25 protein-coding genes are annotated in these 22,965 nt (G+C 71.3%); 10 read left to right on the forward strand and 15 right to left on the reverse strand.

Annotation, left to right across the window (positions count from 1 at the left end; all coding sequences use genetic code 11):
* Together mqnE and CG747_RS27385 are read right to left on the reverse strand one after the other, a co-directional pair.
* The gene (gene mqnE / locus CG747_RS27380) at nucleotides 1-1,164 is read right to left on the reverse strand and encodes an aminofutalosine synthase MqnE (RefSeq protein WP_100604497.1); all 1,164 of its coding nucleotides are present in this window, start codon (nucleotides 1,162-1,164) and stop codon (nucleotides 1-3) included.
* Nucleotides 1,165-1,342: 178 nt separating this feature from the next.
* On the reverse strand, nucleotides 1,343-1,801 hold the full coding sequence (locus CG747_RS27385; RefSeq protein ID WP_100604498.1) for an Lrp/AsnC family transcriptional regulator: 459 nt from the start codon (nucleotides 1,799-1,801) through the stop codon (nucleotides 1,343-1,345).
* A gap of 125 nt (nucleotides 1,802-1,926) precedes the next feature.
* On the opposite strand from CG747_RS27385, the gene CG747_RS49845 reads away from it, so the two are divergent.
* The gene (locus CG747_RS49845) at nucleotides 1,927-2,061 is read left to right on the forward strand and encodes a hypothetical protein (protein WP_257980775.1); all 135 of its coding nucleotides are present in this window, start codon (nucleotides 1,927-1,929) and stop codon (nucleotides 2,059-2,061) included.
* On the opposite strand, the gene CG747_RS27390 is transcribed toward CG747_RS49845, so the two are convergent.
* A complete protein-coding gene (locus CG747_RS27390) occupies nucleotides 2,058-2,792 on the reverse strand; it encodes a UbiX family flavin prenyltransferase (protein ID WP_100604499.1) in 735 nt (244 codons plus the stop codon). The genes CG747_RS49845 and CG747_RS27390 overlap by 4 nt on opposite strands.
* 110 nt (nucleotides 2,793-2,902) lie before the next feature.
* On the opposite strand from CG747_RS27390, the gene CG747_RS27395 reads away from it, so the two are divergent.
* Both CG747_RS27395 and CG747_RS27400 read left to right on the forward strand, forming a co-directional pair.
* The gene (locus CG747_RS27395) at nucleotides 2,903-3,508 is read left to right on the forward strand and encodes a rhomboid family intramembrane serine protease (RefSeq protein ID WP_100604500.1); all 606 of its coding nucleotides are present in this window, start codon (nucleotides 2,903-2,905) and stop codon (nucleotides 3,506-3,508) included.
* Between the two features lie 122 nt (nucleotides 3,509-3,630).
* Nucleotides 3,631-4,200 carry a DUF4870 domain-containing protein gene (locus CG747_RS27400; RefSeq protein ID WP_100604501.1) on the forward strand — a complete coding sequence of 190 codons (570 nt, stop codon included), beginning with the start codon at nucleotides 3,631-3,633 and terminating at the stop codon, nucleotides 4,198-4,200.
* A 19-nt stretch (nucleotides 4,201-4,219) separates the two neighbouring features.
* On the opposite strand, the gene mqnP is transcribed toward CG747_RS27400, so the two are convergent.
* Both mqnP and CG747_RS27410 read right to left on the reverse strand, forming a co-directional pair.
* A complete protein-coding gene (gene mqnP / locus CG747_RS27405; protein WP_100604502.1) occupies nucleotides 4,220-5,140 on the reverse strand; it encodes a menaquinone biosynthesis prenyltransferase MqnP in 921 nt (306 codons plus the stop codon).
* 79 nt (nucleotides 5,141-5,219) lie between these two features.
* Nucleotides 5,220-6,674: a menaquinone biosynthesis decarboxylase gene (locus tag CG747_RS27410; protein WP_100604503.1), complete on the reverse strand. Its 1,455-nt coding sequence runs from the start codon at nucleotides 6,672-6,674 to the stop codon at nucleotides 5,220-5,222.
* A gap of 87 nt (nucleotides 6,675-6,761) precedes the next feature.
* Here CG747_RS27410 and CG747_RS27415 point away from each other — a divergent pair, with 87 nt between their 5' ends.
* From CG747_RS27415 to CG747_RS27435, 5 genes are all read left to right on the forward strand, one after another.
* The gene (locus CG747_RS27415) at nucleotides 6,762-7,256 is read left to right on the forward strand and encodes a PLD nuclease N-terminal domain-containing protein (RefSeq protein ID WP_100604504.1); all 495 of its coding nucleotides are present in this window, start codon (nucleotides 6,762-6,764) and stop codon (nucleotides 7,254-7,256) included.
* A 68-nt stretch (nucleotides 7,257-7,324) separates the two neighbouring features.
* On the forward strand, nucleotides 7,325-7,888 hold the full coding sequence (locus CG747_RS27420; protein WP_374701820.1) for a nucleoside deaminase: 564 nt from the start codon (nucleotides 7,325-7,327) through the stop codon (nucleotides 7,886-7,888).
* A gap of 67 nt (nucleotides 7,889-7,955) precedes the next feature.
* Nucleotides 7,956-8,567 (forward strand): DUF4291 domain-containing protein, encoded by a 612-nt coding sequence (locus CG747_RS27425; RefSeq protein ID WP_100604505.1) that lies wholly within the window; start codon nucleotides 7,956-7,958, stop codon nucleotides 8,565-8,567.
* A 101-nt stretch (nucleotides 8,568-8,668) separates the two neighbouring features.
* On the forward strand, nucleotides 8,669-9,265 hold the full coding sequence (locus tag CG747_RS27430; RefSeq protein ID WP_100604506.1) for a lipoprotein: 597 nt from the start codon (nucleotides 8,669-8,671) through the stop codon (nucleotides 9,263-9,265).
* 274 nt (nucleotides 9,266-9,539) lie between these two features.
* The gene (locus CG747_RS27435) at nucleotides 9,540-10,967 is read left to right on the forward strand and encodes an alkaline phosphatase family protein (protein ID WP_100604507.1); all 1,428 of its coding nucleotides are present in this window, start codon (nucleotides 9,540-9,542) and stop codon (nucleotides 10,965-10,967) included.
* Nucleotides 10,968-11,097: 130 nt separating this feature from the next.
* On the opposite strand, the gene ccsB is transcribed toward CG747_RS27435, so the two are convergent.
* The 7 genes from ccsB to hemL form a co-directional block, all read right to left on the reverse strand.
* Nucleotides 11,098-12,183 carry a c-type cytochrome biogenesis protein CcsB gene (ccsB, locus tag CG747_RS27440; protein ID WP_100604508.1) on the reverse strand — a complete coding sequence of 362 codons (1,086 nt, stop codon included), beginning with the start codon at nucleotides 12,181-12,183 and terminating at the stop codon, nucleotides 11,098-11,100.
* Complete coding sequence (locus CG747_RS27445; RefSeq protein ID WP_100604509.1) at nucleotides 12,180-14,030, reverse strand: cytochrome c biogenesis protein ResB; 1,851 nt, start codon at nucleotides 14,028-14,030, stop codon at nucleotides 12,180-12,182. The genes ccsB and CG747_RS27445 overlap by 4 nt, the downstream gene beginning before the upstream one ends.
* A 3-nt stretch (nucleotides 14,031-14,033) precedes the next feature.
* Entirely contained in the window at nucleotides 14,034-14,798 is a 765-nt protein-coding gene (locus CG747_RS27450) for a cytochrome c biogenesis CcdA family protein (protein WP_100604510.1), read from the reverse strand.
* Nucleotides 14,799-14,802: 4 nt separating this feature from the next.
* Nucleotides 14,803-15,417, reverse strand: coding sequence for a TlpA disulfide reductase family protein (locus tag CG747_RS27455; protein ID WP_100604511.1), 615 nt, complete (start codon nucleotides 15,415-15,417; stop codon nucleotides 14,803-14,805).
* A 143-nt stretch (nucleotides 15,418-15,560) separates the two neighbouring features.
* Nucleotides 15,561-16,781, reverse strand: a complete 1,221-nt coding sequence (locus CG747_RS27460) for a hypothetical protein (protein WP_100604512.1) — start codon at nucleotides 16,779-16,781, stop codon at nucleotides 15,561-15,563.
* A gap of 147 nt (nucleotides 16,782-16,928) precedes the next feature.
* Nucleotides 16,929-17,624 (reverse strand): histidine phosphatase family protein, encoded by a 696-nt coding sequence (locus tag CG747_RS27465; RefSeq protein ID WP_100604513.1) that lies wholly within the window; start codon nucleotides 17,622-17,624, stop codon nucleotides 16,929-16,931.
* A 35-nt stretch (nucleotides 17,625-17,659) separates the two neighbouring features.
* Nucleotides 17,660-18,985 (reverse strand): glutamate-1-semialdehyde 2,1-aminomutase, encoded by a 1,326-nt coding sequence (gene hemL, locus CG747_RS27470; RefSeq protein WP_100604514.1) that lies wholly within the window; start codon nucleotides 18,983-18,985, stop codon nucleotides 17,660-17,662.
* Between the two features lie 319 nt (nucleotides 18,986-19,304).
* On the opposite strand from hemL, the gene CG747_RS27475 reads away from it, so the two are divergent.
* Nucleotides 19,305-19,898: a hypothetical protein gene (locus tag CG747_RS27475; RefSeq protein WP_100604515.1), complete on the forward strand. Its 594-nt coding sequence runs from the start codon at nucleotides 19,305-19,307 to the stop codon at nucleotides 19,896-19,898.
* A gap of 65 nt (nucleotides 19,899-19,963) precedes the next feature.
* Here the strand turns inward: CG747_RS27475 and CG747_RS27480 are convergent, their stop codons facing one another.
* Nucleotides 19,964-20,743, reverse strand: a complete 780-nt coding sequence (locus CG747_RS27480; RefSeq protein WP_100604559.1) for an SDR family NAD(P)-dependent oxidoreductase — start codon at nucleotides 20,741-20,743, stop codon at nucleotides 19,964-19,966.
* A 212-nt stretch (nucleotides 20,744-20,955) separates the two neighbouring features.
* The gene (locus tag CG747_RS27485) at nucleotides 20,956-21,483 is read right to left on the reverse strand and encodes a cupin domain-containing protein (RefSeq protein ID WP_100604516.1); all 528 of its coding nucleotides are present in this window, start codon (nucleotides 21,481-21,483) and stop codon (nucleotides 20,956-20,958) included.
* A gap of 138 nt (nucleotides 21,484-21,621) precedes the next feature.
* On the opposite strand from CG747_RS27485, the gene CG747_RS27490 reads away from it, so the two are divergent.
* On the forward strand, nucleotides 21,622-22,032 hold the full coding sequence (locus CG747_RS27490; RefSeq protein WP_100604517.1) for a MazG-like family protein: 411 nt from the start codon (nucleotides 21,622-21,624) through the stop codon (nucleotides 22,030-22,032).
* 226 nt (nucleotides 22,033-22,258) lie between these two features.
* Here the strand turns inward: CG747_RS27490 and CG747_RS27495 are convergent, their stop codons facing one another.
* Nucleotides 22,259-22,945: a TetR family transcriptional regulator gene (locus CG747_RS27495; protein WP_100604518.1), complete on the reverse strand. Its 687-nt coding sequence runs from the start codon at nucleotides 22,943-22,945 to the stop codon at nucleotides 22,259-22,261.
* Nucleotides 22,946-22,965: the final 20 nt, after the last annotated feature.

Here is a 22,965-nt window from a genome sequence, read left to right on the forward strand (position 1 = left end):
TCAGAGCCGCATCGGCTGCGGGGACTCGCGGCGCTCCGCGTCGGGGCCGGGGTACTCGCGGATGGTCTCGTAGCGGGTGTTGCGCTCGACGGGGCGGAAGCCGGCGTCGCGGATCAGGTCCAGCAGGTCGTCGCGGGTGAGCTTGTTCGGCGTGCCGTAGTTGTCCGCGTCGTGCGTGATCTTGTACTCGACGACCGAGCCGTCCATGTCGTCCGCGCCGTGCTGAAGGGCGAGCTGGGCGGTCTGGACGCCGTGCATCACCCAGAAGACCTTGACGTGCGGGACGTTGTCGAAGAGGAGCCGGGAGACCGCGAAGGTCTTCAGGGCCTCGGCGCCGCTGGCCATCGTGGTCCGGGCCTGGAGCTTGTTGCGGACCTTGCCGTCCTGCATGTCCACGAAGTCGTGCTGGTACCGCAGCGGGATGAAGACCTGGAAGCCCCCGGTCTCGTCCTGGAGTTCACGCAGCCGCAGGACGTGGTCGACGCGGTGGCGGGGCTCCTCGATGTGCCCGTAGAGCATGGTGCAGGGGGTCTTGAGGCCCTTTTCGTGGGCGAGGCGGTGGATCCGCGACCAGTCCTCCCAGTGGGTGGCGTGGTCGACGATGTGCTGCCGGACCTCCCAGTCGAAGATCTCGGCGCCGCCGCCGGTCAGCGACTCCAGGCCGGCGTCGATCAGCTCGTCGAGGATCTCGGAGGCGGACAGCCCGGAGATGGTCTCGAAGTGGTGGATCTCGGTGGCGGTGAACGCCTTGAGGGAGACGTTCGGCAGCGCGTTCTTCAGCTCCCGCAGCGAGCGCGGGTAGTAGCGCCACGGCAGGGTCGGGTGCAGGCCGTTGACGATGTGCAGCTCGGTGAGGTTGTCGTTCTCCATCGCCTTGGCGAGGCGGACGGCCTCCTCGATGCGCATGGTGTACGCGTCCTTCTCGCCCGGCTTGCGCTGGAACGAGCAGTACGCGCAGGACGCGGTGCACACGTTCGTCATGTTGAGGTGGCGGTTGACGTTGAAGTGGACGGCGTCGCCGTTCTTCCGGGTCCGCACCTCATGGGCGAGGCCGCCCAGCCAGGCCAGGTCGTCGGACTCGTAGAGGGCGATTCCGTCCTCGCGGGTCAGCCGCTCGCCGGCGTGGACCTTCGCCTCCAGCTCGCGCTTGAGGCCGGCATCCATCGACGCAGCCATCGGGTCGCCTCCCACCATCTCTGTCTGTCACCGGCCGTTTCACGTGAAACGCTGGCCTTTTCCTGCGAAAAACGGGCTTCGCCGAGCCTACTCCCCCGGTTCCGCGGCGGGCGGAGGCCCCTTGGCAGTGACCCGGGCCCCCGTCCGCCGTCGGTGCGCACCCTGCTCAGTCGACCTCTTCGGGGAGTTCGCCGACGCGGTTCTCCCACTTGGTGGAGAGCACGATCGTGGTCCGCGTACGGGAGACGCCCTTGGTGCCGGACAGCCGCCGGATGGTGCGCTCCAGCCCGTCGACGTCGCCGACCCGGACCTTGAGCATGTAGGAGTCGTCGCCGGCGATGAACCAGCAGTCCTCGATCTCCTCCAGGTCCTTGAGCCGGCGGGCGACGTCCTCGTGGTCGGCGGCGTCCGACAGGGAGATGCCGACCAGGGCCGTGACGCCGAGTCCGAGCGCGGCGGCGTTGACCGTCGCGCGGTAACCGGTGATCACTCCGGCCGCTTCGAGGCGGTTGATCCGGTCCGTGACGCTGGGGCCGGAGAGGCCGACGAGCCGGCCGAGCTCCGCGTACGAGGCCCTGCCGTTCTCGCGAAGTGCCTGAATGAGCTGCCTATCCACCGCGTCCATGCCCTCAAGCCTTCCAATCTTTCCGCTTTTCTGCGTTCTGCATGTAGAATCTAAGGCATACAGGGTCCGAGCCCTGTGATTCATTTAGAACGATCAAGGACGATCTTTCAACAGGAGTTGTCACCGTGTACTCGATCGAGATGGCCTACGCCCGCATGCGTGAGCTGCAGGACCAGGCCAATCGTTCACGTGCCGCCCAGCTGCCCGCGACCTCGCGGGAGCGGCGCCGCCTGGGCCGCGCCGCCGCCAAGAAGCGCTAACGAGCCTTCGGGGCCTCCCCCTTGGAGCCGCCCCCCAGCTCCCCTTCCCACCGCCGGTACAGCCCGTGCGGCACCTGTGCCGCATCGAGCACCCGGCCCGCGACGAAGTCCACCAGATCCTGGATGTGCGTCGCACCCGCGTAGAACGCCGGCGAGGCGGGCAGCACCACGGCGCCCGCCTCGTCCAGCGCGACCAGATGCTTCAGCGTCGGCCCGTTCAGCGGGGTCTCCCGCACCGCGACGACCAGCGGCCGCCGCTCCTTGAGCGTCACGCTCGCCACCCGCTGCAACAGGTCCTTCGACAGCCCCAGCGCCACGCCGGCCACACACGCCGTGCTCGCCGGGACGATCAACATCCCCTTCGCCGGATACGAACCCGACGACGGCCCCGCCGCCAGGTCCCCGGCCGGCCAGTGCCTGACCCCCGCCAGCGCCTCCTCGGTCACCCGGAAGGCGTCCGGCTTGCCGTCCGCGCCGCGCTCCAGCCACTCCCGCAGGTCGCTGCGCCAGTGCGCGTCCCGGAAGGCGATCCCGGTCTCGTCCATCAGGGTCAGCCGCGACGCCCGGCTGACGACGAGGTCCACCGCCTCCCCGGCCGTGAGCAACCCGCGCAGCACGGATGCGGCATACGGCGTCCCGGACGCACCGGAGACCCCGACGACCCACGGCCGACGGCCCGGATCCTGCTGACCGGTGGCGTTCTTGCTGGTGTTGTTGTGCGGCGGCTCCACGGATCGAGCCTATCCGGCGGAACCACCGGGGCCGTCACGACCGTTACTACCTGTGCGCCGGCACGACGCCGGGGAGCCGGCCGGACACGCCGACGACGAGGGGGCGGACGATGACACCTCGCACCGCACGGGCCGGACCCGCGCTCCTGCTGATGCTGGGCTGGGTCGCGCTGCTGTGGGTCCTGGAGGGCGTCGACACCCTCAGCGGCAACGCCCTCGACGCCTTCGGCATCCAGCCCCGCGATCCGGCCGAGCTGGTCGACGTGATCCCCGCCGCCTTCCTCCACTTCGGCTTCGGCCATCTGGCGGCCAACACCCTCCCGCTGCTGGTGCTCGGCTTCGTCGCCGCGCTGCGCAGCGGGATCCGCCGGTTCCTCGCCGCGGCCCTGCTGATCATCCTCGTCAGCGGCCTGGGCGTGTGGCTGACCGCCGCACCGCACAGCAACACCGCGGGCGCCTCCGGGGTGGTCTTCGGGCTCTTCGGCTATCTCCTCGTCCGCGGCTTCATCGAGCGCAAGCCACTGGACATCGGGATCGGGGTGGGCGTCGCCCTCGTCTACGGCTCGATCCTGTGGGGCGCGCTGCCCACCACCAGCGGGATCAGCTGGCAGGGCCATCTGTTCGGGCTGCTCGGCGGGGTGCTGGCGGCGTTCGTCCTGCGCGAGCGTGGGCGGTCGGTGCGGGCGGCCGACGCCGTTGTCGGACCCGTCCCGTAATCTCGACACACGAGGTTCGGAGCGGTCGCCGGGCGGGTGCGACACCCGCCGCGCGGCCGGCGGAGAGCACCGCCCGCGGGGGCGCGGCGGGACGACGACTCAGTGATTCGGGGGAATACACCATGTCCGACCACCACCAGCCGGGATACGGCCCGTCGGGCTGGCAGCAGCCCACCCCGCCGCCCGCCGGCTACGGCTATCCCGGCGCGCCCGGCTACGGCTACCCCGCCGGCTACGGCGCCCCGTCCCCCTCGCCCTCGACGACCCCGGCGATGTGGTCCCACCTCGGTGCGCTGCTGACCATCACCGCGGGCTCGATGCTCTGCGGTCTGGGCGGTTTCCTCGGCTGGATCGGCCCGCTGTCGATCCGCGGCAACGCCCGCCACAAGCACGACCCGTACGTCCGGCACCACGCCACCCAGGCGCTGAACTTCGGCATCACCCAGGCCATCGTCGCGGCGTTCGGCCTGATCCTCTACTTCGGCAGCGCGATCATCTTCGCCGCGGCCGACGACAGCGGACGCTCCGACGCCCCGCCGGGGCTGGCCGTTCCGCTGGTGACGGTCATGGTGGTCATGCTGGCCTACGCGCTGTCCGGCATGGTCTGCGCCATCATCGGCACGATCAAGGCGACCAAGGGCGAGCTGTGGAGCTATCCGCGGCTGATCGCCTGGCCGCTCAGCAAGGGCTGACCGGCCAGGCGCCAGGGCGTCAGGGCGTCAGGCCGCGGACGAACAGGTCGAGCAGCGCGCAGACGAACAGCGCGATCCCGATGAAGCTGTTGACCTGGAAGAACGCCCGGTTGAGCCGAGAGGTGTCGTGCGGGCGCACGATCGCGTGCTCGTAGCAGAAGGCCACCGCCACGATCACCAGCCCGATCCAGAAGAAGATCCCGGCGCCGATGGCGGCGCCGTACCACGCCAGCAGCGCGGTGGTGGCGACATGGCACCAGCGGGCGCCCCAGAGCGCGCCCGGCACACCGAACCGGGCCGGTACGGACATCACGCCGTGGTGGCGGTCCGCCTCGACGTCCTGGCAGGCGTAGATCAGGTCGAAGCCGCCGATCCAGATGCCGACCGCGAGGCCGAGGATCACCGACTCCCAGGACCACTCGCCGGTGATCGCGATCCAGGCGCCGACCGGGGCCATCGCCTGGGCCAGGCCGAGGATCGCGTGCGGGAAGTTGGTGAAGCGCTTCCCGTAGGGATAGACCACCATCGGGACCACGGCGACCGGCGCCAGCGCCAGGCACAGCGGGTTGAGCAGCGCGGCCGCGCCCAGGAAGACCACCACGGCGACCAGCGCGCCGGTCCAGGCGGACCGGACCGACACCGCGCCGGTGACCAGCTCGCGCCCGGCCGTCCGCGGGTTACGGGCGTCGATCTCCCGGTCGATGATGCGGTTGACGGCCATCGCGAAGGTGCGCAGGCCGACCATGGCGACGGTGACGAGCAGCAGCCGGACCCAGTGGACGCTCTTGTCCAGCTGGTGCATCGCGGTGAAGGCCGCGATGTAGGCGAAGGGCAGCGCGAAGACCGAGTGCTCGATGACGACGAGGCGGAGGAACGCCCGCACCTTGCTGTCCGGTTGCGCGGGCCCCGGCCCGCCGATGACTCCTTCTGCCGCGCTCACAGCCCGTACTCCGGTTCGCCCCCGCGGACGCGGGGAAACCCCGACTCCGCGCTGCCGAGAGTCATCTTCGTACGGAGATTCACAGCCCGTACTCCTTCCAACGCTTCGTCACCCGGTCGGCGACGGCCGGGTCCGACTCGACCATGTCCGGCCAGCCGCCGTCGCGGGTGTAGCCCTCCTCGGGCCACTTCTTCGTGGCGTCGATGCCCGCCTTGCCGCCCCAGAACTGCTGGTAGGAGGCGTGGTCGAGATGGTCGACGGGGCCTTCGACGACGGTCAGGTCGCGGGCGTAGTCGGTGTTGCCCAGCGCCCGCCAGGAGACCTCGTGGAGGTCGTGCACGTCGCAGTCCGCGTCGACCACGACGATCAGCTTGGTCAGCGACATCATGTGGGCGCCCCAGATGGCGTGCATGACCTTCTGGGCGTGCTTGGGGTACTTCTTGTCGATCGAGACGATCGCGCAGTTGTGGAAGCCGCCGGACTCGGGGAGGTGGTAGTCCACGATGTCCGGGACGATGATCTTGAGGAGCGGGAGGAAGAACCGCTCGGTGGCCCGGCCCAGCGGCCCGTCCTCGGTCGGCGGGCGGCCCACGACGATCGACTGGAGCAGCGGGCGCTTCCGCATCGTCACGCAGTCGATCTTCAGCGCCGGGAACGGCTCCTGCGGCGTGTAGAAGCCGGTGTGGTCGCCGAACGGGCCCTCCGGCAGCATCTCGCCGGGCTCCAGCCAGCCCTCGATGACGACCTCGGCATGCGCCGGGACCTGCAGCGGGACGGTCTTGCAGTCCACCATCTCGATCCGCTTGCCCTGGAGGAAGCCGGCGAAGAGGTACTCGTCGATGTCGCCGGGGAGCGGTGCGGTCGAGGCGTAGGTCACCGCCGGCGGGCAGCCGAAGGCGATGGCGACCGGCAGCCGCTCACCGCGCTTGGCGGCGACCTGGTAGTGGTTGCGGCTGTCCTTGTGGATCTGCCAGTGCATCCCGATGGTGCGCTTGTCGTGGCGCTGGAGGCGGTACAGGCCGAGGTTGCGGACGCCGGTCTCGGGGTGCTTGGTGTGGGTCAGGCCGAGGTTGAAGAAGGAGCCGCCGTCCTTCGGCCAGGTGAACAGCGCCGGCAGCTTCTCCAGGTCGACGTCGTCACCGGTGAGCACGACCTCCTGGACGGGCGCCTCGCCCTTGACCTTCTTCGGCGGGACGTGCGTCATGTTCGCGAGCTTGCCGAACGCCTCGCGGACGCCGACGAAGCCGTGTGGGAGCTCGGGCTTGAGCAGCCCGCCGATCTTCCCGCTGATCTCCTCGTACGCGGTGAGGCCGAGGGCCTTCAGGAGCCGGCGGTCGGTGCCGTAGACGTTCATGGCCAGCGGCATCGACGAGCCCTTGACGTTCTCGAAGAGCAGCGCCGGCCCGCCGGCCTTCTGCACCCGGTCCACGATCTCGCCGACCTCCAGGTACGGGTCGACCTCGGCCTTGATGCGCGTCAGGTCGCCCTCGCGCTCCAGGGCCCGCAGCAGGGAGCGAAGATCGTCGTAAGCCATGCGCTCCAGTATCCGGTACGCACTACCCTGTACGGGTCACGGGGCCCCGCCGAGGGCCCGCTCGCACGCGCAGGGGGACCGTCCGCAATGCTCAGGTATCTGCCGTTCCTACTGGTGCTGGCACTGTGGATCTACGCGTTCATCGACTGCCTCAACACCCCCGAGTCGCAGGTGCGCGGCCTGCCCAAGGTGGTGTGGGTGCTGATCATCCTGCTGTTCGGCGAGGTGCTGATCGGGCCGATCGCCTGGCTGGTGGCCGGGAAGCAGCGGTACCGGGTCGCGGGCGGCGGCGGCAGCACGCCCGCCGAGTGGCACCGCAACCGCAGCACCCAGTGGGTGGCGCCGGACGACAATCCCGAGTTCCTGCGGTCCCTGCGCGAGGAGAACAAGAAGGACGAGGCGCTGCTGAAGGACTGGGAGGCCGATCTGCGGCGCCGCGAGGAGGAACTGCGGCGCAAGGAGTCCGGGACCGCCGAGAGCGGGACCGGCACGGACGGCACGGGCAGCTCCGACGGCGGCGACGGGACGCGCGGGAAGAACGGCCGGAAGGGCCCCGAGGACACCCCGCCCACCACCGCCTGAGCGTCCCTCACGGCCGTCCGGCCCAGCCCGCGTTGCCGCGGCCCGGCCGGGCGGGGAGAGTGACCGGCATGGACCAGGCACCGGATCAGGACCGGACGCCGGAGTGGGGGCAGGACCGCGACGCCGCCCGCCGCTACGGCCGCGTCGACGGCCACGACGACCCGTGCGGGCACCCCGACCACCTCCAGGAGCAGGCCCGGGCCATGCTCGCCACGGCGGTCGCCGAGGCACGGGTGGGGCTGGCCGAGGGCGGCATCCCCGTCGGGGCGGCGCTGTACGGGCCGGACGGCGCGCTGCTGGGGCGCGGCCGCAACCGCCGCGTCCAGGACGGCGATCCGTCGCTGCACGCCGAGGTCGCGGCGTTCCGGGCGGCCGGGCGGCAGCGCGACTACCGCGGCACGACGCTGGTCACCACGCTCTCGCCGTGCTGGTTGTGCAGCGGGCTGGTCCGGCAGTTCGGCATCTCCCGGGTCGTCATCGGCGAGGCCCGGACGTTCCACGGCGGCCACGACTGGCTGGCCCGGCACGGCGTGCGGATCGTGCTGCTGGACGATCCCGGGTGCGCGGCGATGATGCGGGACTTCATCGGGGCGCGGCCGGAGCTGTGGCAGGAGGACATCGGCGGCGTCTGAGGCCGGGCCCGCCTTCGGCCGGTAATCCGGTGGCCCGCGGCGTGCGGGCTCGGCAGGATGAGCCGGCATGAGCACCGGCACCACCACCGCCCGTGAGCCGTCCTGCCGCATCCGGGCGCTGCACACCGCGGACACCGTCACCGTCTACCAGGCGTACGCGCCGTCCCTGGGCCTGCCCGCCGCGCGGGACGGCCGGTTCCCCGCCGCCTGGAAGCGCGACCGGATGACGTGGATCAAGCCGTCGTTCCTGTGGATGATGTACCGCTGCGGCTGGGCCACCAAGGCCGATCAGGAGACGGTGCTGGCCGTCGAGATCACCCGCGAGGGCTTCGACCGGGCGCTGGACCACGCGTGCCTGTCGCACTACGTCCCCGGGCTCCACCCGGACCGCGCCGCCTGGCAGCGCGAGCTGCGCCGTTCGCCGGCCCGGGTCCAGTGGGACCCCGAGCGCGATCTGCGTCTGAAGCCGCTCGGCCACCGCTCCCTCCAGCTCGGCCTGTCCGGCGAGATGTCCCGGGCGTACGCGGACGAGTGGACCGTGGCGATCCGCGACGTGACGCCGCTGGCCCGGAAGGTCCACGCGCTGGTGCGCGCGGGCGAGGGCCGGGCCGCGCGGGCGCTGCTCCCCGACGAGCGCCCGTATCCCGCGCCGGAGGCCGCCCTGGCGCGTCTGCGGTGACCGGCCGGCGTCCCCGGCACCACCCTTGATCCGCTTGCCGGGCGTCCGCTACCGTTCGCCGTTTCCCGCAGTGTCAAGAGAAGGTAAAACAGGGGGTTCTGATGCGGAGACGGCTACGAGGGGTCCGGGGCCTGCTGGGCGCCGTACTGCTGACGGGGACGGTGGCCGGGTGCGGGGGCGGCGCCGCGTCGGACGGCGACGGGGTCGTGTCGGTCGGCGCCCAGGGGTCGGGCTGTGCGCTGCCGATGACCTTCGAGGCGGAGAAGCGGTGGACGCGGAAGTCGGTCATGCCGACGTACCAGCCCTCGAAGTCTCCGCCGTTCTCCGTGGTGTGCGAGATCGACGCGGGGGGCGGGAAGAAGGGCACCCCGCCGCTCACCGTCTACCTTGCGGACCGGCCGATCGACGGCGGCCCGAAGCAGATGATGGCCGCCTTCAGGGGCGAGGGCATGGCCAACTACGGCGAGTACCAGAGCGAGGAGCAGGTCAAGGAGACCACGGTCGGGTTCAGTTCCGCCGTGGAAGTGACGTACCGGCTGAGCCCTCCGGACGACCAGAAGCCCTGGAAGGTCACGCTCCTCCTGGTGCTGACACCCAAGGGGCCCATGGTGTTGGAGGTGCGGGGACCCGGCGACCAGGGGCCCGCCCTGAAGGCGTACCAGCGCGCCAGGTCCACCATGCAGCAGGTGCACACCTGACACCCGCCGCCGCCCCTGCCCGGCACACGGGGGAACTCCGAGCCTGAGCGGCGTGTCCCCGTCAACCGCCACACAGGCGTAGCCGGGGTGGTGCACAAGCCGTCGGGCGCTACCTCACGTGACGTACGAGGCGTAGGGCCGGTCGGCCAACTCTGGTCTGTTCATGGCCATTTGACGCGACGTTCAGCAACCTCCCCCTGCCCGGGAAACTGCGCCACCGCCACAGTCGGGACGGCCCACCGAGGGCTTCCGCGACTCAGGGAGAGTGGCACATATGCCGAATATGACCCGACGCAGACTCCTCGGCTCGGCGGCCGGAGCGATCGGCGGCACCGCTGCGCTGTCGTTGCTGCCGCCCAGCGTCCAGAAGGCCGTCGCGGCCGGCCCGCCGCGGCACGGATCGCTGCGCGACATCGAGCACGTCGTTCTCCTGATGCAGGAGAACCGTTCTTTCGATCACTACTTCGGCACCCTGCGCGGCGTCCGCGGCTTCAACGACCCGGACGCGCTCACCCTCTCCACCGGCCGGTCCGTCTTCTACCAGCCGGACGCGGAGAACCCCGACGGCTACCTGCTGCCGTTCCGCCTCGACACCCACGCCACCAGCGCCCAGGCCATCCCCTCCACCAGCCACGCCTGGTCGGTCCAGCACGAGGCGTGGAACGGCGGCCGGATGGACTGCTGGCTGCCCGCGCACCGCAAGGCCGACGGCGTCAACGGCCCGTACGTGATGGGCTACCACACCCGCGCGGACATCCCCTTCCAGTTCGCCCTCGCCGAGGCGTTCACCCTCTGCGACAACTACTTCTGCTCGGTCTTCGGGCCCACCTGGCCCAACCGGCTGTACTGGATGACCGGCACCCTCGACCCGGGCGGCACCCGCGGCGGCCCGGTCCTCAACAACACCGCGCCCAAGCCGTACGGCTGGACGACGTACGCGGAGCGGCTGGAGGCGGCCGGCATCAGCTGGAAGGTGTACCAGGAGGAGGACGACTACGGCTGCAACCTGCTGGAGCAGTTCCAGACGTTCCGGGACGCCAAGCCGGGCAGCCCGCTGTACGAGAAGGGGGTGCGGCCGGGGCCGGCGGGCGCCTTCGAGGAGGACGCCCGCAACGACCGGCTGCCGGCGGTCTCCTGGATCATCCCCACCAGCTACCAGTCGGAGCACCCGGACTACCTGCCGGCCGCCGGCGCGGACTTCGTGGCCAAGAAGATCGAGGCGATCGCCGCCAACCCCAAGGTGTGGGCCAAGACCGCCTTCATCCTGAACTACGACGAGAACGACGGCCTCTTCGACCACGTGCCGCCGCCGGTACCGCCCGCGGGCACCAAGGACGAGTTCGTCGGCGGCCTGCCGATCGGGGCCGGGTTCCGGGTCCCCTGCCTGATCGTCTCGCCCTGGACGGTGGGCGGCTGGGCGGCCGGCGACGCCTTCGACCACACCTCGGTGCTGCAGTTCCTGGAGCGGTTCACCGGCGTGACGGAGCCCAACATCAGCGACTGGCGGCGGGCCGCGTTCGGCGATCTGACCTCGGCGTTCGGCTTCCGCTCGGCGGCGCACCACCCGCCGCGGCTGCCGCGGGACACCGCCGAGAAGCTGGCCGAGGCGCAGTGGGAGGTGGCGCACCTGCCCAAGCCGACGCTGCCGGGGGCGGACCAGAAGCCGCCGCGGCAGGAGCACGGCCGGCGCAAGCGGCGCTGAGGTGCGGCCGCGGCTCCCGTAGGAGCGGCGCGGAGCGTTCCCCTCCACACGACGGTGCCGTAGGGACCGGCCTCCTTGCGGGCGAGGCCGGGTCCCTACGGCACCGGGGTGTTGCGGGTCGGGCGGGGCTTCAGACGCCGGCGTAGGAGTGCAGGCCGGTGACGAAGATGTTCACGCCGTAGTAGTTGAAGAGGTAGCAGGCGAAGGCGATCAGGCCCAGCCAGGCGGCCTTGCGGCCCTTCCAGCCGACGGTCGCGCGGGCGTGCAGGTAGCAGGCGTAGGCGACCCAGGTGATGAAGGACCAGACCTCCTTGGGGTCCCAGCCCCAGTAGCGGCCCCAGGCGGCCTCGGCCCAGATGGCGCCCGCGATGATGGTGAACGTCCACAGCGGGAAGACGGTGGCGTTGACGCGGTAGGCGAACTTGTCGAGCGAGGCGGCCGAGGGCAGCCGCTCCAGCACCGAGGTGGCGAAGTTGCCGGGCTGCGGGCCGTCCGGGTCGGCGAGCTTGGCCTCGTAGCGGTCGCGGAAGAGGAAGAGCAGGGTGGCGACCGCGCCGAGGTAGAGCACCGCGCCGGAGAGGATCGCGCAGGAGACGTGGATCCACAGCCAGTACGAGTGCAGCGCGGGCACCAGCTGGTCGCTGGCGGTGTACAGGACGCTGACGGCCAGGCCCAGGGTGAGCAGGACGGTGGTGACCAGCGGCAGGCCGATCCAGCGGACGTTCTTCTTCAGGAGCAGCAGGACCAGGTAGGCGCCCACCGCGACCGCGGCGAAGGTCGTGGAGAACTCGTACATGTTGCCCCAGGGGGCGCGCTGTACGGACAGGGCGCGGGTGACGATGCCGCCGACGTGCAGTCCCCAGGCCAGGACGGACAGCGAGATCGCGATCCGGCCGTAGAGGTCGCCCTTCTCGGTGCCGCCGTGCGCGCCGGGGCCGTCGGGGACGTCCCGGCTGTCGGTCGCGGACCGGGTGACGACCTTGGGGCGCTCCAGGACGGCGGTGCCGCCCTGCTGCCTGGTCTGGACGGGGGCCGCGGCGGGGGCGGCGGCCTGGGTGGTCAGGGCGGCGGCGGTCCGGCCGACCTTGCTGCGGCTGCCGAACACCCACTCGGCCATGTGGGCGATGAAGGCGAGGGTGTAGACGGCCATCGCCGAATAGACCAGCACATTGCTGTTGTGAGCCAGTGTCTCGTTGGCTGCGGCAGCGAGATTCACGCGCGCGCTCCTTCGGAGGGGTCAGCAGGATCGGCAGAGTCGGTAGGCTCCGTCGGGTCTTCGGCGGACGGGGCGGAGTCCTCCGCGGTGTCCGGGGAGGGCGCGGCGGCGAGCGGGGCGCTGGGCGTCAGCTCGGCCGCGAGGGCGGCGAGTTCCTCCGCCACCCGGGCCGATTCGCTGCGGCCGAGGCCGGCCATCTCGACGACGGTGACGCCGTTCGCGCTGGTCGCGCCGTTCGCGTCGGATCGCTCCGCGCGGATCCAGACCCGTCGCCGCTGGATGAACAGCGAGCCGGCGAGGCCGAGCAGCGCGCAGACCGCGCCGGTCAGGGCGAGGCCGTTGCCGGGCTGGTGGGTGATCTTGAAGCTGGCCCAGGTCTTGATGCCCTCGAAGGTGATGGAGCCCTGGCCGCCCGGGAGGTTCATCGTGGACTCGGCGGCGATCTCCTGGGGCGTCAGCTCGGCGCCGGCGTGGCCGAGCATCTGCGCCGCCCGGTCCTTGGGCAGCAGCATCTTCTTGAAGATGTCGCCGCCGGCGTCCTTGTACTGCTTCAGCCGCTTGGTGTCGAGCTGGTAGACGTTCTGCGGCAGACCGGAGTCCAGGCCGAGGTCGCCGTGCCAGGCGTTGACCGACAGGACGGGGAAGTCCGGGGCGGGGAACTGGGAGAACATCGACCCGGAGTTCTTGCCGCCGAAGGTCGGGACGAACAGCGCCTGGAAGCCGAGCTGGTTGCGCGCGCCGTCCTTGGTCTGCGCGCCCGGGACCTTCACCACGCCGGAGGAGGTGAAGTTCTTCGGGTCCTGCGGGAGGAACGGCACCGCACCGTGGTAGACGACCTTGCCGCGGCCGTCCTTGACGGTGACGACCGGCGCGTAGCCGTGCGAGAGCAGGTAGACCTTGTTGCCGGCGATGTCGAGCGGGGTGTTCACCTCGATCGACTTCTTGTGCTCGGTGCCGTCCGCGCCGGAGAAGTAGGTGATGTTGGCGCGGAAGGTGCGGGGCGTGCCCTTCTGCGGGCCGGTCCGCTCGTAGGTCGCGTCGAACGAGTCCATGGTGAAGCCGAACGGCTCCATGGTGTCGGTGTCGAAGAACGGGCCGGAGGAGAAGTCGTCGTACTGGGTGAGGCTGTTGGAGAAGCCGTCGCCCTCGGTGACCAGCTTGCCGCCCTCGGACTTCCACAGGCCGCCGACGGCGAACGCCACCAGCATCACGATCAGCGCGACGTGGAAGAGGAGGTTGCCGGCCTCGCGCAGGTAGCCCTTCTCGGAGGCCACCGAGGTGTCCTCCCGGCGGACCCGGAAGCGCCGCTTCTTCAGCAGCCGCTCGGCCGCCGCGAGGACCTCCTCCGGCGCCGCCTCGGTACGCCAGGTGGTGTACGCGGGCAGCCGGGTCAGGCGGCGGGGGGCCACCGGCGGGCGGCCGCGGAGCTGGCCGATGAACTGCCAGGCGCGCGGCACGATGCAGCCGATCAGCGAGATGAACAGCAGCAGGTAGATCGCCGAGAACCAGACCGAGCTGTAGACGTGGAACATCCCCAGCTTGTCGTAGACCTCGCCGAGGGTTTCGTGCTTGGCCTTGAACGCGTCGACCTTGACCGGGTCGATGCTGGTCTGCGGGATCAGCGAGCCGGGGATCGCGCCGATGGACAGCAGGAAGAGCAGCAGCAGCGCCACCCGCATGGACGTCAGCTGGCGCCAGAACCAGCGCACCCAGCCGATCGGGCCGAGCGAGGGGAACGAGACGTCCTCTTTGGGGGCGGTGGAGAGCTGGGATCCGGCGGTGCCGAGATCACCGCCCTGGTCGGCGGTGGCGCCCGGCTCGTCCGTGGTGTCGGTCTTGGTGGACATCAATCAGATCCCAACGGTGATGCTTTGCGTCCAGCTCTGTAGCTGGGACATCAGAATGTCCCAGACGCCTGTGAGGAGGAGGACGCCGAGGGCGATCATCATGCCGCCGCCGGCCCTCATCACCCAGACGTAGTGCCGCTTGACCCAGCCGAAGGCGCCCAGCATCCGCCGGAAGGCGACCGCCACCGCGATGAACGGCAGTCCCAGGCCCAGGCAGTACGCCACGGTCAGCAGCGCGCCGCGGCCGGCGCTGGCGTCGTAGAAGGAGAGGGTGTTGACCGCGGTGAGGGTGGGGCCGAGGCAGGGCGTCCAGCCGACGCCGAAGAGCACACCGAGCACCGGCGCGCCGGCCAGCCCCATCGCGGGCTTCTTGTGGAACCGCAGTTCGCGCTGGCCGAACCGCTTCAGGACGCCGGCGAAGGCCAGCCCGAGCAGGATCATCAGCACGCCCAGGACGCGCGAGATGACGTCCTTGTAGTCCTGGAGGGTCTTGCCGAAGAAGCCGAAGAGGGCGCCGCCGGAGACGAAGACGGCGGTGAAGCCGAGGACGAAGAGCAGGGCACCGGCCAGCATCCGGCCGCGCCGGGCCTCGGCGAGGTCGGTGCCGGTGACCCCGGTGACGTACGACATGTAGCCGGGGACGAGGGGCAGGACGCAGGGCGAGAAGAACGAGACCAGGCCGGCGAAGAGGGCGACCGGGACGGCCGCGATCAGGGCGCCGCTGAGGATGGTCTGGTTCTCCGCGGCGTTGGCGGCGAGCGCGATCACGCGATCACTTCTCGGCGATCAGCGGGTCGACCATCTTGCGCAGGTCGTCCTCGGCGAGCGGGCCGATCGAGCGCGCGGCGATCCGGCCGTGCCGGTCGATGGCGATCGTGGACGGGATCGACTGCGGGTTGAGGCTGCCCTTGGGGAAGCGCAGCATCAGCTTGCCGGTGGGGTCGTACAGGCTCGGGTAGGGCACCTTGTGCTGTTCCTCGAACTCGGTGGCCTGCGACTTCTCGGCGTCGCGGGTGTTGATCCCGACGAACTGGACGCCCTTGTCCTTGTCCTCGTTCGCGACCTTGGCGAAGTTGGGGGCCTCGGCGATGCAGGGGCCGCACCACGATCCCCACACGTTGACGATGACGACCTTGCCCTTGTAGTCGGCCACGTCCAGCTTCTTGCCGGTGGTGGTCTCCCCGGACAGGTCGGGGGCCGGCTGTCGCTCGTCGGGCTTGACGGTGTCGACGCCGTTCTTGCCCTGGACGAAGCGGGTCTGCGCCGAGCCGCCGGAGGCACCGTCGCCGCAGGCGCTCAGCGTCAGCGAGGCGGCCGCCGCTCCCGCGGCGAACAGGGCGAGACGGCGGCGGCTGGTGAGGCGGCGGGGGGCGCGGCTGTCACTCATGTGAAAAGTTTCGCATGGGCCATTTGCGGATCTTCCGCGCCCCCCTCGCCCCGCCGTGCCGCTGACGAAGGACCATGTCAGACCCTACGGAACGAGAGCTTCCGGCGCGTCACCCGGGGCCGCGCCCCTGAGGCGCCGGGCGGTCAGACCTCGGAGAGGTACGTCTTCCAGCCGCCGGCCGGCCGCTGTCCGACGCCCATCCCCTGGAGCTTGCGGACGATGCGGGGGTCCTGGGCGTCGAGCCAGTCGGTGAACTGCCGGAAGGAGACCAGCCGGACGTCCGTGCGCTTGTCGTCGGCGATGTGCTTGAGGGCTTCCTCGACGGCGTCCATGTAGATGCCGCCGTTCCACTGCTCGAAGTGGTTGCCTATGAAGAACGGCGCGCGGTTGGTCTCGTAGGCCCGGCGGAATCCGGAGATGTAGGCGTCGGCGGCCTGTCGGCGCCAGCCCGGGTAGTTGGCCGGCGGCGCCTTGGTGGAGTTCTTGGACTGGTTGGCCAGGATGTTGTAGTCCATCGAGAGCACCTCGAAGGAGTGGCCGGGGAAAGGTATCTGCTGGAGCGGGTAGTCCCAGATCCCCTGCTTCTTGCGGGGCCACATCTGCAGGCCGCCGGGCGAGCTCGCGTCGTAGCGCCAGCCCAGTTGGCGGGCGGTGGGGAGCAGGTTCTCCTGGCCGAGCAGGCAGGGCGTCCGGCTGCCGACCAGTTCCTTGCCGTAGTCGAAGGGCAGCGGTTCGGCGTCGGTGAACCCGGTGTGCGTCCGCCACTTCGTGACGAAGCCCATGGCCTGGTCTATCTCGGACCGCCACTGGGCGGGCGTCCAGTGCTTCACGCTGCCCCGGCCGGAGCAGAAGTGGCCGTTGAAGTGGGTGCCTATCTCGTGGCCGTCGAGCCACGCCTGGCGCACGTTGCCGAGGGTCTCCCGTATGTGCGCGTCGCTGAGGTAGCCGATGTCGGAGGCGCCGGGCCGGTTGTTCGGCGGGAGGTAGAGGCGCTTCTTCTCCTCGGGCAGCAGGTACAGCCCGGAGAGGAAGAAGGTCATGGCCGCGCCGTGGTCCTTGGCGAGCTTGCGGAACCGGGGGAAGAGGCCGTTGCCGACCTCTCCCGCCCCGTCCCAGGAGAAGATCACGAACTGCGGCGGGGTCTGCCCCGGCTCCAGCCGCTCGGGCGCGCCGGGCTGGTGGGGCTGCTTGCCGTAGTTCGCGGTCGAGCCGTCGCCTATGAGCTTGGGGCGGGCCGGCGCCGCGTTCTTGACCCGCTGCCCCTCCCCGGCGCCCTCCCCCGAGGCTGAGCACCCGGCGACACCCAGAGCCGCGGCGGCCCCCACTCCCATCCCCAGCAGGCTCCGCCGACTCATCCCGCCCATAGCGCCGTTCCCCATCCGTGCTCACCGAACTCGATATCCATACCAACGGACATCGTTGTAGAGGGCATGCCGGACGATGAGGTTCCGCGTTATTCGCTCATACTTTGCATTTCCGGCGAGTTTGACATTCCGTCATGTGACGGATTATCAGGCCCCGAAAGCCTTGGACTTGCCCTTCGCGGGTTTGGCGCCGGCCAGCAGGTGGGAGGGAACCAGGTCGCGCGCCGGCTCGCTGTACCCCACCGAGATGATCTTGTCGCCGTGGAAGGTGAACGAGGTCAGGGAGGCCAGGGTGCACTGCCGCTTCCGCGGATCGTGCCACAGCCGCCGCCGCTCGGCGAAGCTGCGCACGATCCAGATCGGCAGCTGGTGGCTGACCGCCACCGCCTCGTGTCCGCGGGCCGCGTCCCGGGCCGCGCCGAGCGCCGCCATCATCCGGACGACCTGCTCGATGTACGGCTCGCCCCACGAGGGCCGGAACGGGTTGGTCAGGTACTTCCAGTTGCCCGGCTTCTTCAGCGCGCCGTCGCCCACTCCGAAGGTCTTGCCCTCGAAGACGTTGGCCGCCTCGATCAGCCGCTGGTCGGTGGCGATCTCCAGACCGTGCGCCCCGGCGATCGGCGCCGCGGTCTCCTGCGCGCGCTCCAGCGGCGAGGCCACCACGTGCGTGATGTCCCGCTCCGCGAGGTGCTCGGCGACCCGGTCGGCCATCTTCCGGCCCAGGTCGGAGAGGTGGTAGCCGGGCCGGCGCCCGTAGAGCACGCCCTCCGGGTTGTGGACCTCGCCGTGCCGCATCAGATGCACGACGGTGATCTCGTCGCCGTTCTTCTCGCTGCCGCTCATGTCACCCGTCTTCCGGTCCGTCCCACTCGTGCCGGTCATGCGGTGGCCTCGGCCGCGGCCCGGGCGGCGGCCGGCAGCGCGGCCGCGATCCGCTCGACGGCCGCGTCGTCGTGCGCGGCCGAGACGAACCAGGACTCGAACGCGGACGGCGGGAGGTAGACGCCCTGCGCCAGCATCGAGTGGAAGAAGGCGGTGAAGCGGAACGACTCCTGCGCCTTGGCCTGCTCGTAGTCCGTCACCTCGGCGTCCGTGAAGAACACCGAGAACATGTTCCCGGCGACCTGGAGCCGGTGCGCCACGCCCTCCTTGGCCAGCGCCGCGGTGACCAGCCCGCGGACCTCCGCGGAGACCGCGTCGACCTTCGCGTACGCGGCGTCGTCCAGCAGCCGCAGCTGCGCGACACCGGCGGCGGTGGCGATCGGGTTCCCGGAGAGCGTGCCCGCCTGGTAGACCGGCCCGGCCGGGGCGAGGTGCGCCATGACGTCCGCGCGCCCACCGAAGGCCGCGGCCGGGAAGCCGCCGCCCATGACCTTGCCGAAGGTCATCAGGTCCGGGCGCACCCCGTCGATGCCGTACCAGCCGGCCTTGCTGACCCGGAATCCGGTCATGACCTCGTCGGAGATGTACAGCGCGCCGTTGCGCGAACACAGGTCCGCGAGCCCCTGGTTGAAGCCCGGCAGCGGCGGGACCACACCCATGTTGCCCGGCGACGCCTCGGTGATCACACAGGCGATCTCGCCCTCGTGCGCGGCGAACGCGGCGCGGACGGCAGCCAGGTCGTTGTACGGCAGCACGATCGTGTCGCCGGCCTGCGCACCGGTCACCCCGGGGGTGTCCGGCAGCCCGAACGTCGCGACGCCCGAACCGGCCGCGGCCAGCAGCGCGTCCACGTGCCCGTGGTAGCAGCCGGCGAACTTGACCACCTTGGCCCGGCCGGTGAAGCCGCGCGCCAGCCGGATCGCCGACATCGTCGCCTCGGTGCCGCTGGAGACCAGCCGCACCTGCTCGACCGGCGCGATCCGCGCCACGATCTCCTCGGCCAGCTCGACCTCGCCCGCACCGGGCGTCCCGAAGGACGTCCCGCGGGCGACCGCCTCCTGGACCGCGGCGATCACCTCGGGGTGCGAGTGGCCGAGGATCATCGGCCCCCACGAGCACACCAGGTCGACGTATTCCCGGCCGTCGGCATCAGTGAGGTAAGGACCGGTACCGGACACCATGAACCGGGGCGTACCGCCCACGGCCCGGAAGGCCCGCACCGGAGAATTCACGCCGCCCGGCGTCACCACGGACGCACGGTCGAACAGCGACTGCGAAACAGGGGCTTCATACGGAAAAGACACTGTGATCCTGACCTGCATATACGGGGGGGGGAGGGGCGGCGGCGCGCGGTCACGGCCCGGCTGACTGCGGTACGGGAATCACCCCGCGGACCACCCGGCCCGCCACGCGATTCCTCTTCATTCCCTCTTGGTTTCTTTTTCGTTCCTCTCGCTCGCGACCGGGCCTCAGCCCCCGCGCGTCTGCAAAACTGGGCCGTCGTACGAGTAAGTCACGCAAGCAATGGTCTCAGAGGCGCACGGGGGCGTGCGGCCGGGCGTTTCACGCGCCGGTGACGGGGGAGTCTCTGAGACGATGATCGGGTTGCGCGGCTGGGGCTGCGAGTGGTCGGGTGGAGATATGCATCGCGGTGGCGAACTGGGCGAGGGAACCGATGACCGGGGTCCCGAGCGCGCCCAGCGCGGCCGTCACCGGCGCGAGGGCTCCGAGCACACCGGGGACGACCGGCACAAAAGCACCGAGAGCATTACGGGCGGGGAAAACAGGGGCGGCCGCATGGGGGTGACGTACAAATACTTCGGCGCGCCCAATGGCGCCACGGCCGCCCGGGTCCCGATCTCGATGCGCCCCGAGGAACTCGGCGGTGACGAACTCGGCATGGGCGGCATGTTCACCAAGATCAAGCCGGAGACGATGGCCGCCATGGTCCTCACCGGTATAGAGGGGATACCGCTGCACAAGGTTCCCCCGCTGGAGCTGGTCGTGCTCCACCCCGACTACGCCGTCGTCAAGCTCCCCATGACCGTGGTCGACCCGCTGCGCGGCGTCGGCGAGGAGTCCGTGGGCGCGGCCGCCTTCATCTGGTCCACCGTTCCCGACCGCGGCGGCCCGCAGGACGCCTTCAGCGTCTACCAGCTCCTCCACGAGTGGCAGGACTTCTCCCACCGCCTCCACGAGGCGGGACACCAGGCGTACTGCCTGGTGTGGCCGTAGGGCGCCGGACCGTCCCGGCCCGGGCGGGCCACCGCCGCGGGCCGACGCCGCGCCGTCGGGCCGGCTCACCAGGTGGGCCGGGCCGAGACGCCGCCGTCCACGACCAGGTCGTGGCCGGTGATCCAGGAGGCCATCGGCGAGGCGAGGAAGACGCAGGCGTCGCCGATGTCCTCGGGCCGCCCCAACCGCCCGGTGGGCGCGGCCCGTTGCCAGCGGCGCACCCCCTCCGGCCAGTCGGCCGCCAGTCCGGGCCGCTCGACCAGCCCCGGTGAGACGCTGTTGACGCGGATCCCGTACGGCCCGTACTCCAGCGCCGCCGCCCGGGCATGCATCACCACCGCCGCCTTGGCCGCGCAGTAGTGGGCGTGACCCGGCGCCGGACGGTCCGCCTCGATCGAGGCGATGTGGGTCACCGACCCGCCGCCGCCCGCGCGCAGCACCGGCACCGCGGCCTGGGTGCAGGCGAAGACGCTGTGCACATCGGGGTCGGCGACGGCCCGCCAGTCGGCGAGCGACATCCCGGCCAGCTCCTGGACGGGCTGCACCCCCGCGTTGTTGACCAGCGCGGTCAGCCGCCCCCGCCATCCGGCGGCCGCCGCCACCAGCCGGTGGCACTCCTCCTCCACCCCCAGCTCGGCACGGAGCGCGAGCGCGCTCCCGCCGCCCCGCTCGATCTCCCCGACCAGCGCCCGCGCGGCCTCACCACCCGCCCGGTAGTGCGCCACCACCGCCGCCCCGGCAGCGGCGAACCGCAACGCGATGCCCCGCCCGATCCCACCCGACGCCCCGGTGACCAGGACGACGTGCCCACTGAGGTCGGGGAGGGAGGGGGTGGTGGAGGGGATAGCGGAAGGGCCGGAAGGGCGGGAGGCAGCAGGGGGAGCCGGGCGGGCGGGGGTGGTGCCCGTCGGCTCCGGCGGGCGCTCGGCGGGCCCCGTCAGGCGCTCGGATGGCTCCGTAGGGCGCCGGGGCTGGCCGAATCGGCCCTGGTCGGCGGCCACTTCGGGAGTACCCACCACCCCTGCGCCGTTCGACTCATGAGGGGTCCGCACCACTGTCATGCCCGGCTCAGCGCCCCGATCCGCACCGCTTCCCCGGGAAACCGCGCGGCCAGCCGCCCGGCGTCCCCGTGTTCGTAGTCCGCGAAGGTGAAACCGGGCGCCATCGTGCAGCCGAAGAGCGTCCAGGAACCGCCCGCGGCGACCTCGGCGGCCATCCAGGTGCCGGCCGGAACCGTGAACTGCACGTGCTGGCCGCCCAGTACGTCCGGGCCGAGGACGACCGTACGGGCGAAACCGGCGCCGTCCGCACGGTCGTCCCCGGGCAGCAGGAGCAGGGCGAGCGGGTCGCCCCGGTAGAAGTGCCAGATCTCGTCGGTCGGCAGCCGGTGCAGCGCGGAGAAGACGCCGGGCTCGGCGGTCAGCAGCATCACGATCGCCGACCCCTCGGGCCGGCCGTCCGGGCGCTCCGGCCCGGCCCAGGTCCGCCGGTACCAGCCGCCCTCCCGGGGCAGCCGGTTCAACCCGTAGAACGCGATCAGCTCCTGCGGGAAGCTGTCCCGCGGCATCGCGGGGTGCTCGTCCATCCGTCTGGCCGCCTTCCGCTCGTCCGCCGCGCCGATGCGGTGGTCGCCGGTCTGCCGGGCACTGCCTCTTGGCCGGTTGTCGCCTCACCCTAGGGGCGGAGGGGGCACGGGTCGCGGAACGAGCGGCAGAATCGGGCCATGTCTGATCCCGTCGCCGCCTCCTCGGATCACCTTCCGGACGCCAACTCCCCTTCTCCTGCCGGGCCTTCTGCCGCCGCTCCCATGGATGCGGCCCCGTGGGACACCATCGACGCGCTCGTCGGCTGGCTCGACCGGGAGAGTGTGCTGCCGGAGGAACAGGAACGGCTGCTCCGCGTCCTGAAGCTCTCGGAGGAGGTGGGCGAGGCGGCCCAGGCCGTCATCGGGGCCACCGGCCAGAACCCGCGCAAGGGGCACAGTCACACCTGGGACGACGTGCACGCCGAACTGTGCGATGTGATCGTGACGGCGATGGTGGCCCTGCGGACGCTGACGCCCGAGGCACGGCAGGTCTTCGAGGGGCACCTGCGGCGGATCGCGGGGCGGGGGCCGGGGGCGGGGCAGGGGTAGGCGGTGGGGCAGGGGTAGGCGGTGGGCGGTGGACGGTGGGGACACGGGTAAGGGCCCGGCCGCGGCTCCGGACTGAGGCGCCGGCCGTATTGGCGCATGGCCGCCGGTCGCGTTGCGGCGGTCGTCCGCGTTGCCGCCGCCGGCACTGCCGTCGGCCACGACCGTGCCGTCCGTGCTCTCGCCCGGCACGGTCGTTCGGCCCTGCCGTTCGGCCGCCATCCGGCCCTTACGGTCGCTCCGCCGTCAGATAGCGCTGGATGGTGGGGGCCAGCCAGGCGACGAGTTCGTCATGGCTGAGGTCGACGGCGGGCGTGACGCGCAGGACGTAGCGGCACAGCGCCATGCCCAGGATCTGCGACGCGACCAGGGCGGCGCGGGCCGGCACCTCCTCCGGCACCGTGCAGACCGCGTCGATCATCGGCTGCGTCTGCGCGGCGAAGACCTGCCGCATGCGCTCCGCGCCCGCCTCATTGGTGACGCCGACGCGCATCATCCCGGTCAGCCTCTCGTCGCCCTCCCAGAGCTCGATGAAGTGGCGCACGAGCCGGGCGCCCCGCTCCTCGGGCGGCACCACCGTCAGGTCCGGGGGGCGCAGGTCGATCTCCGAGGCCGCCGCGAAGAGGCCCTCCTTGTTGCCGTAGTAGCGCATCACCATCGACGGGTCGATGCCCGCGTCCCGCGCGATGGCGCGGATGGTGGCGCGGTCGTAGCCTTCGGCGGCGAAGCGGTCCCGGGCGGCGGCGAGGATCGCGGCGCGGGTGGCGTCGGAGCGGCGGGGGCGGGAGTGGGCGCCGACGTCGGGGGCCTCGGTTGCGACGGGCGGCGGACCGGCGTCGATCTCGGGGCTGACGACCGGGGCGGGACTGCCTGGACGAGCACCGGAGGGGGTGGTGGAGGGATCACATTCGGCCATGTCAACAACTGTAGGCCAAC

It is taken from the genome of Streptomyces sp. CB02959 (assembly GCF_002803155.1).
Taxonomy (GTDB): Bacteria; Actinomycetota; Actinomycetes; order Streptomycetales; family Streptomycetaceae; genus Streptomyces.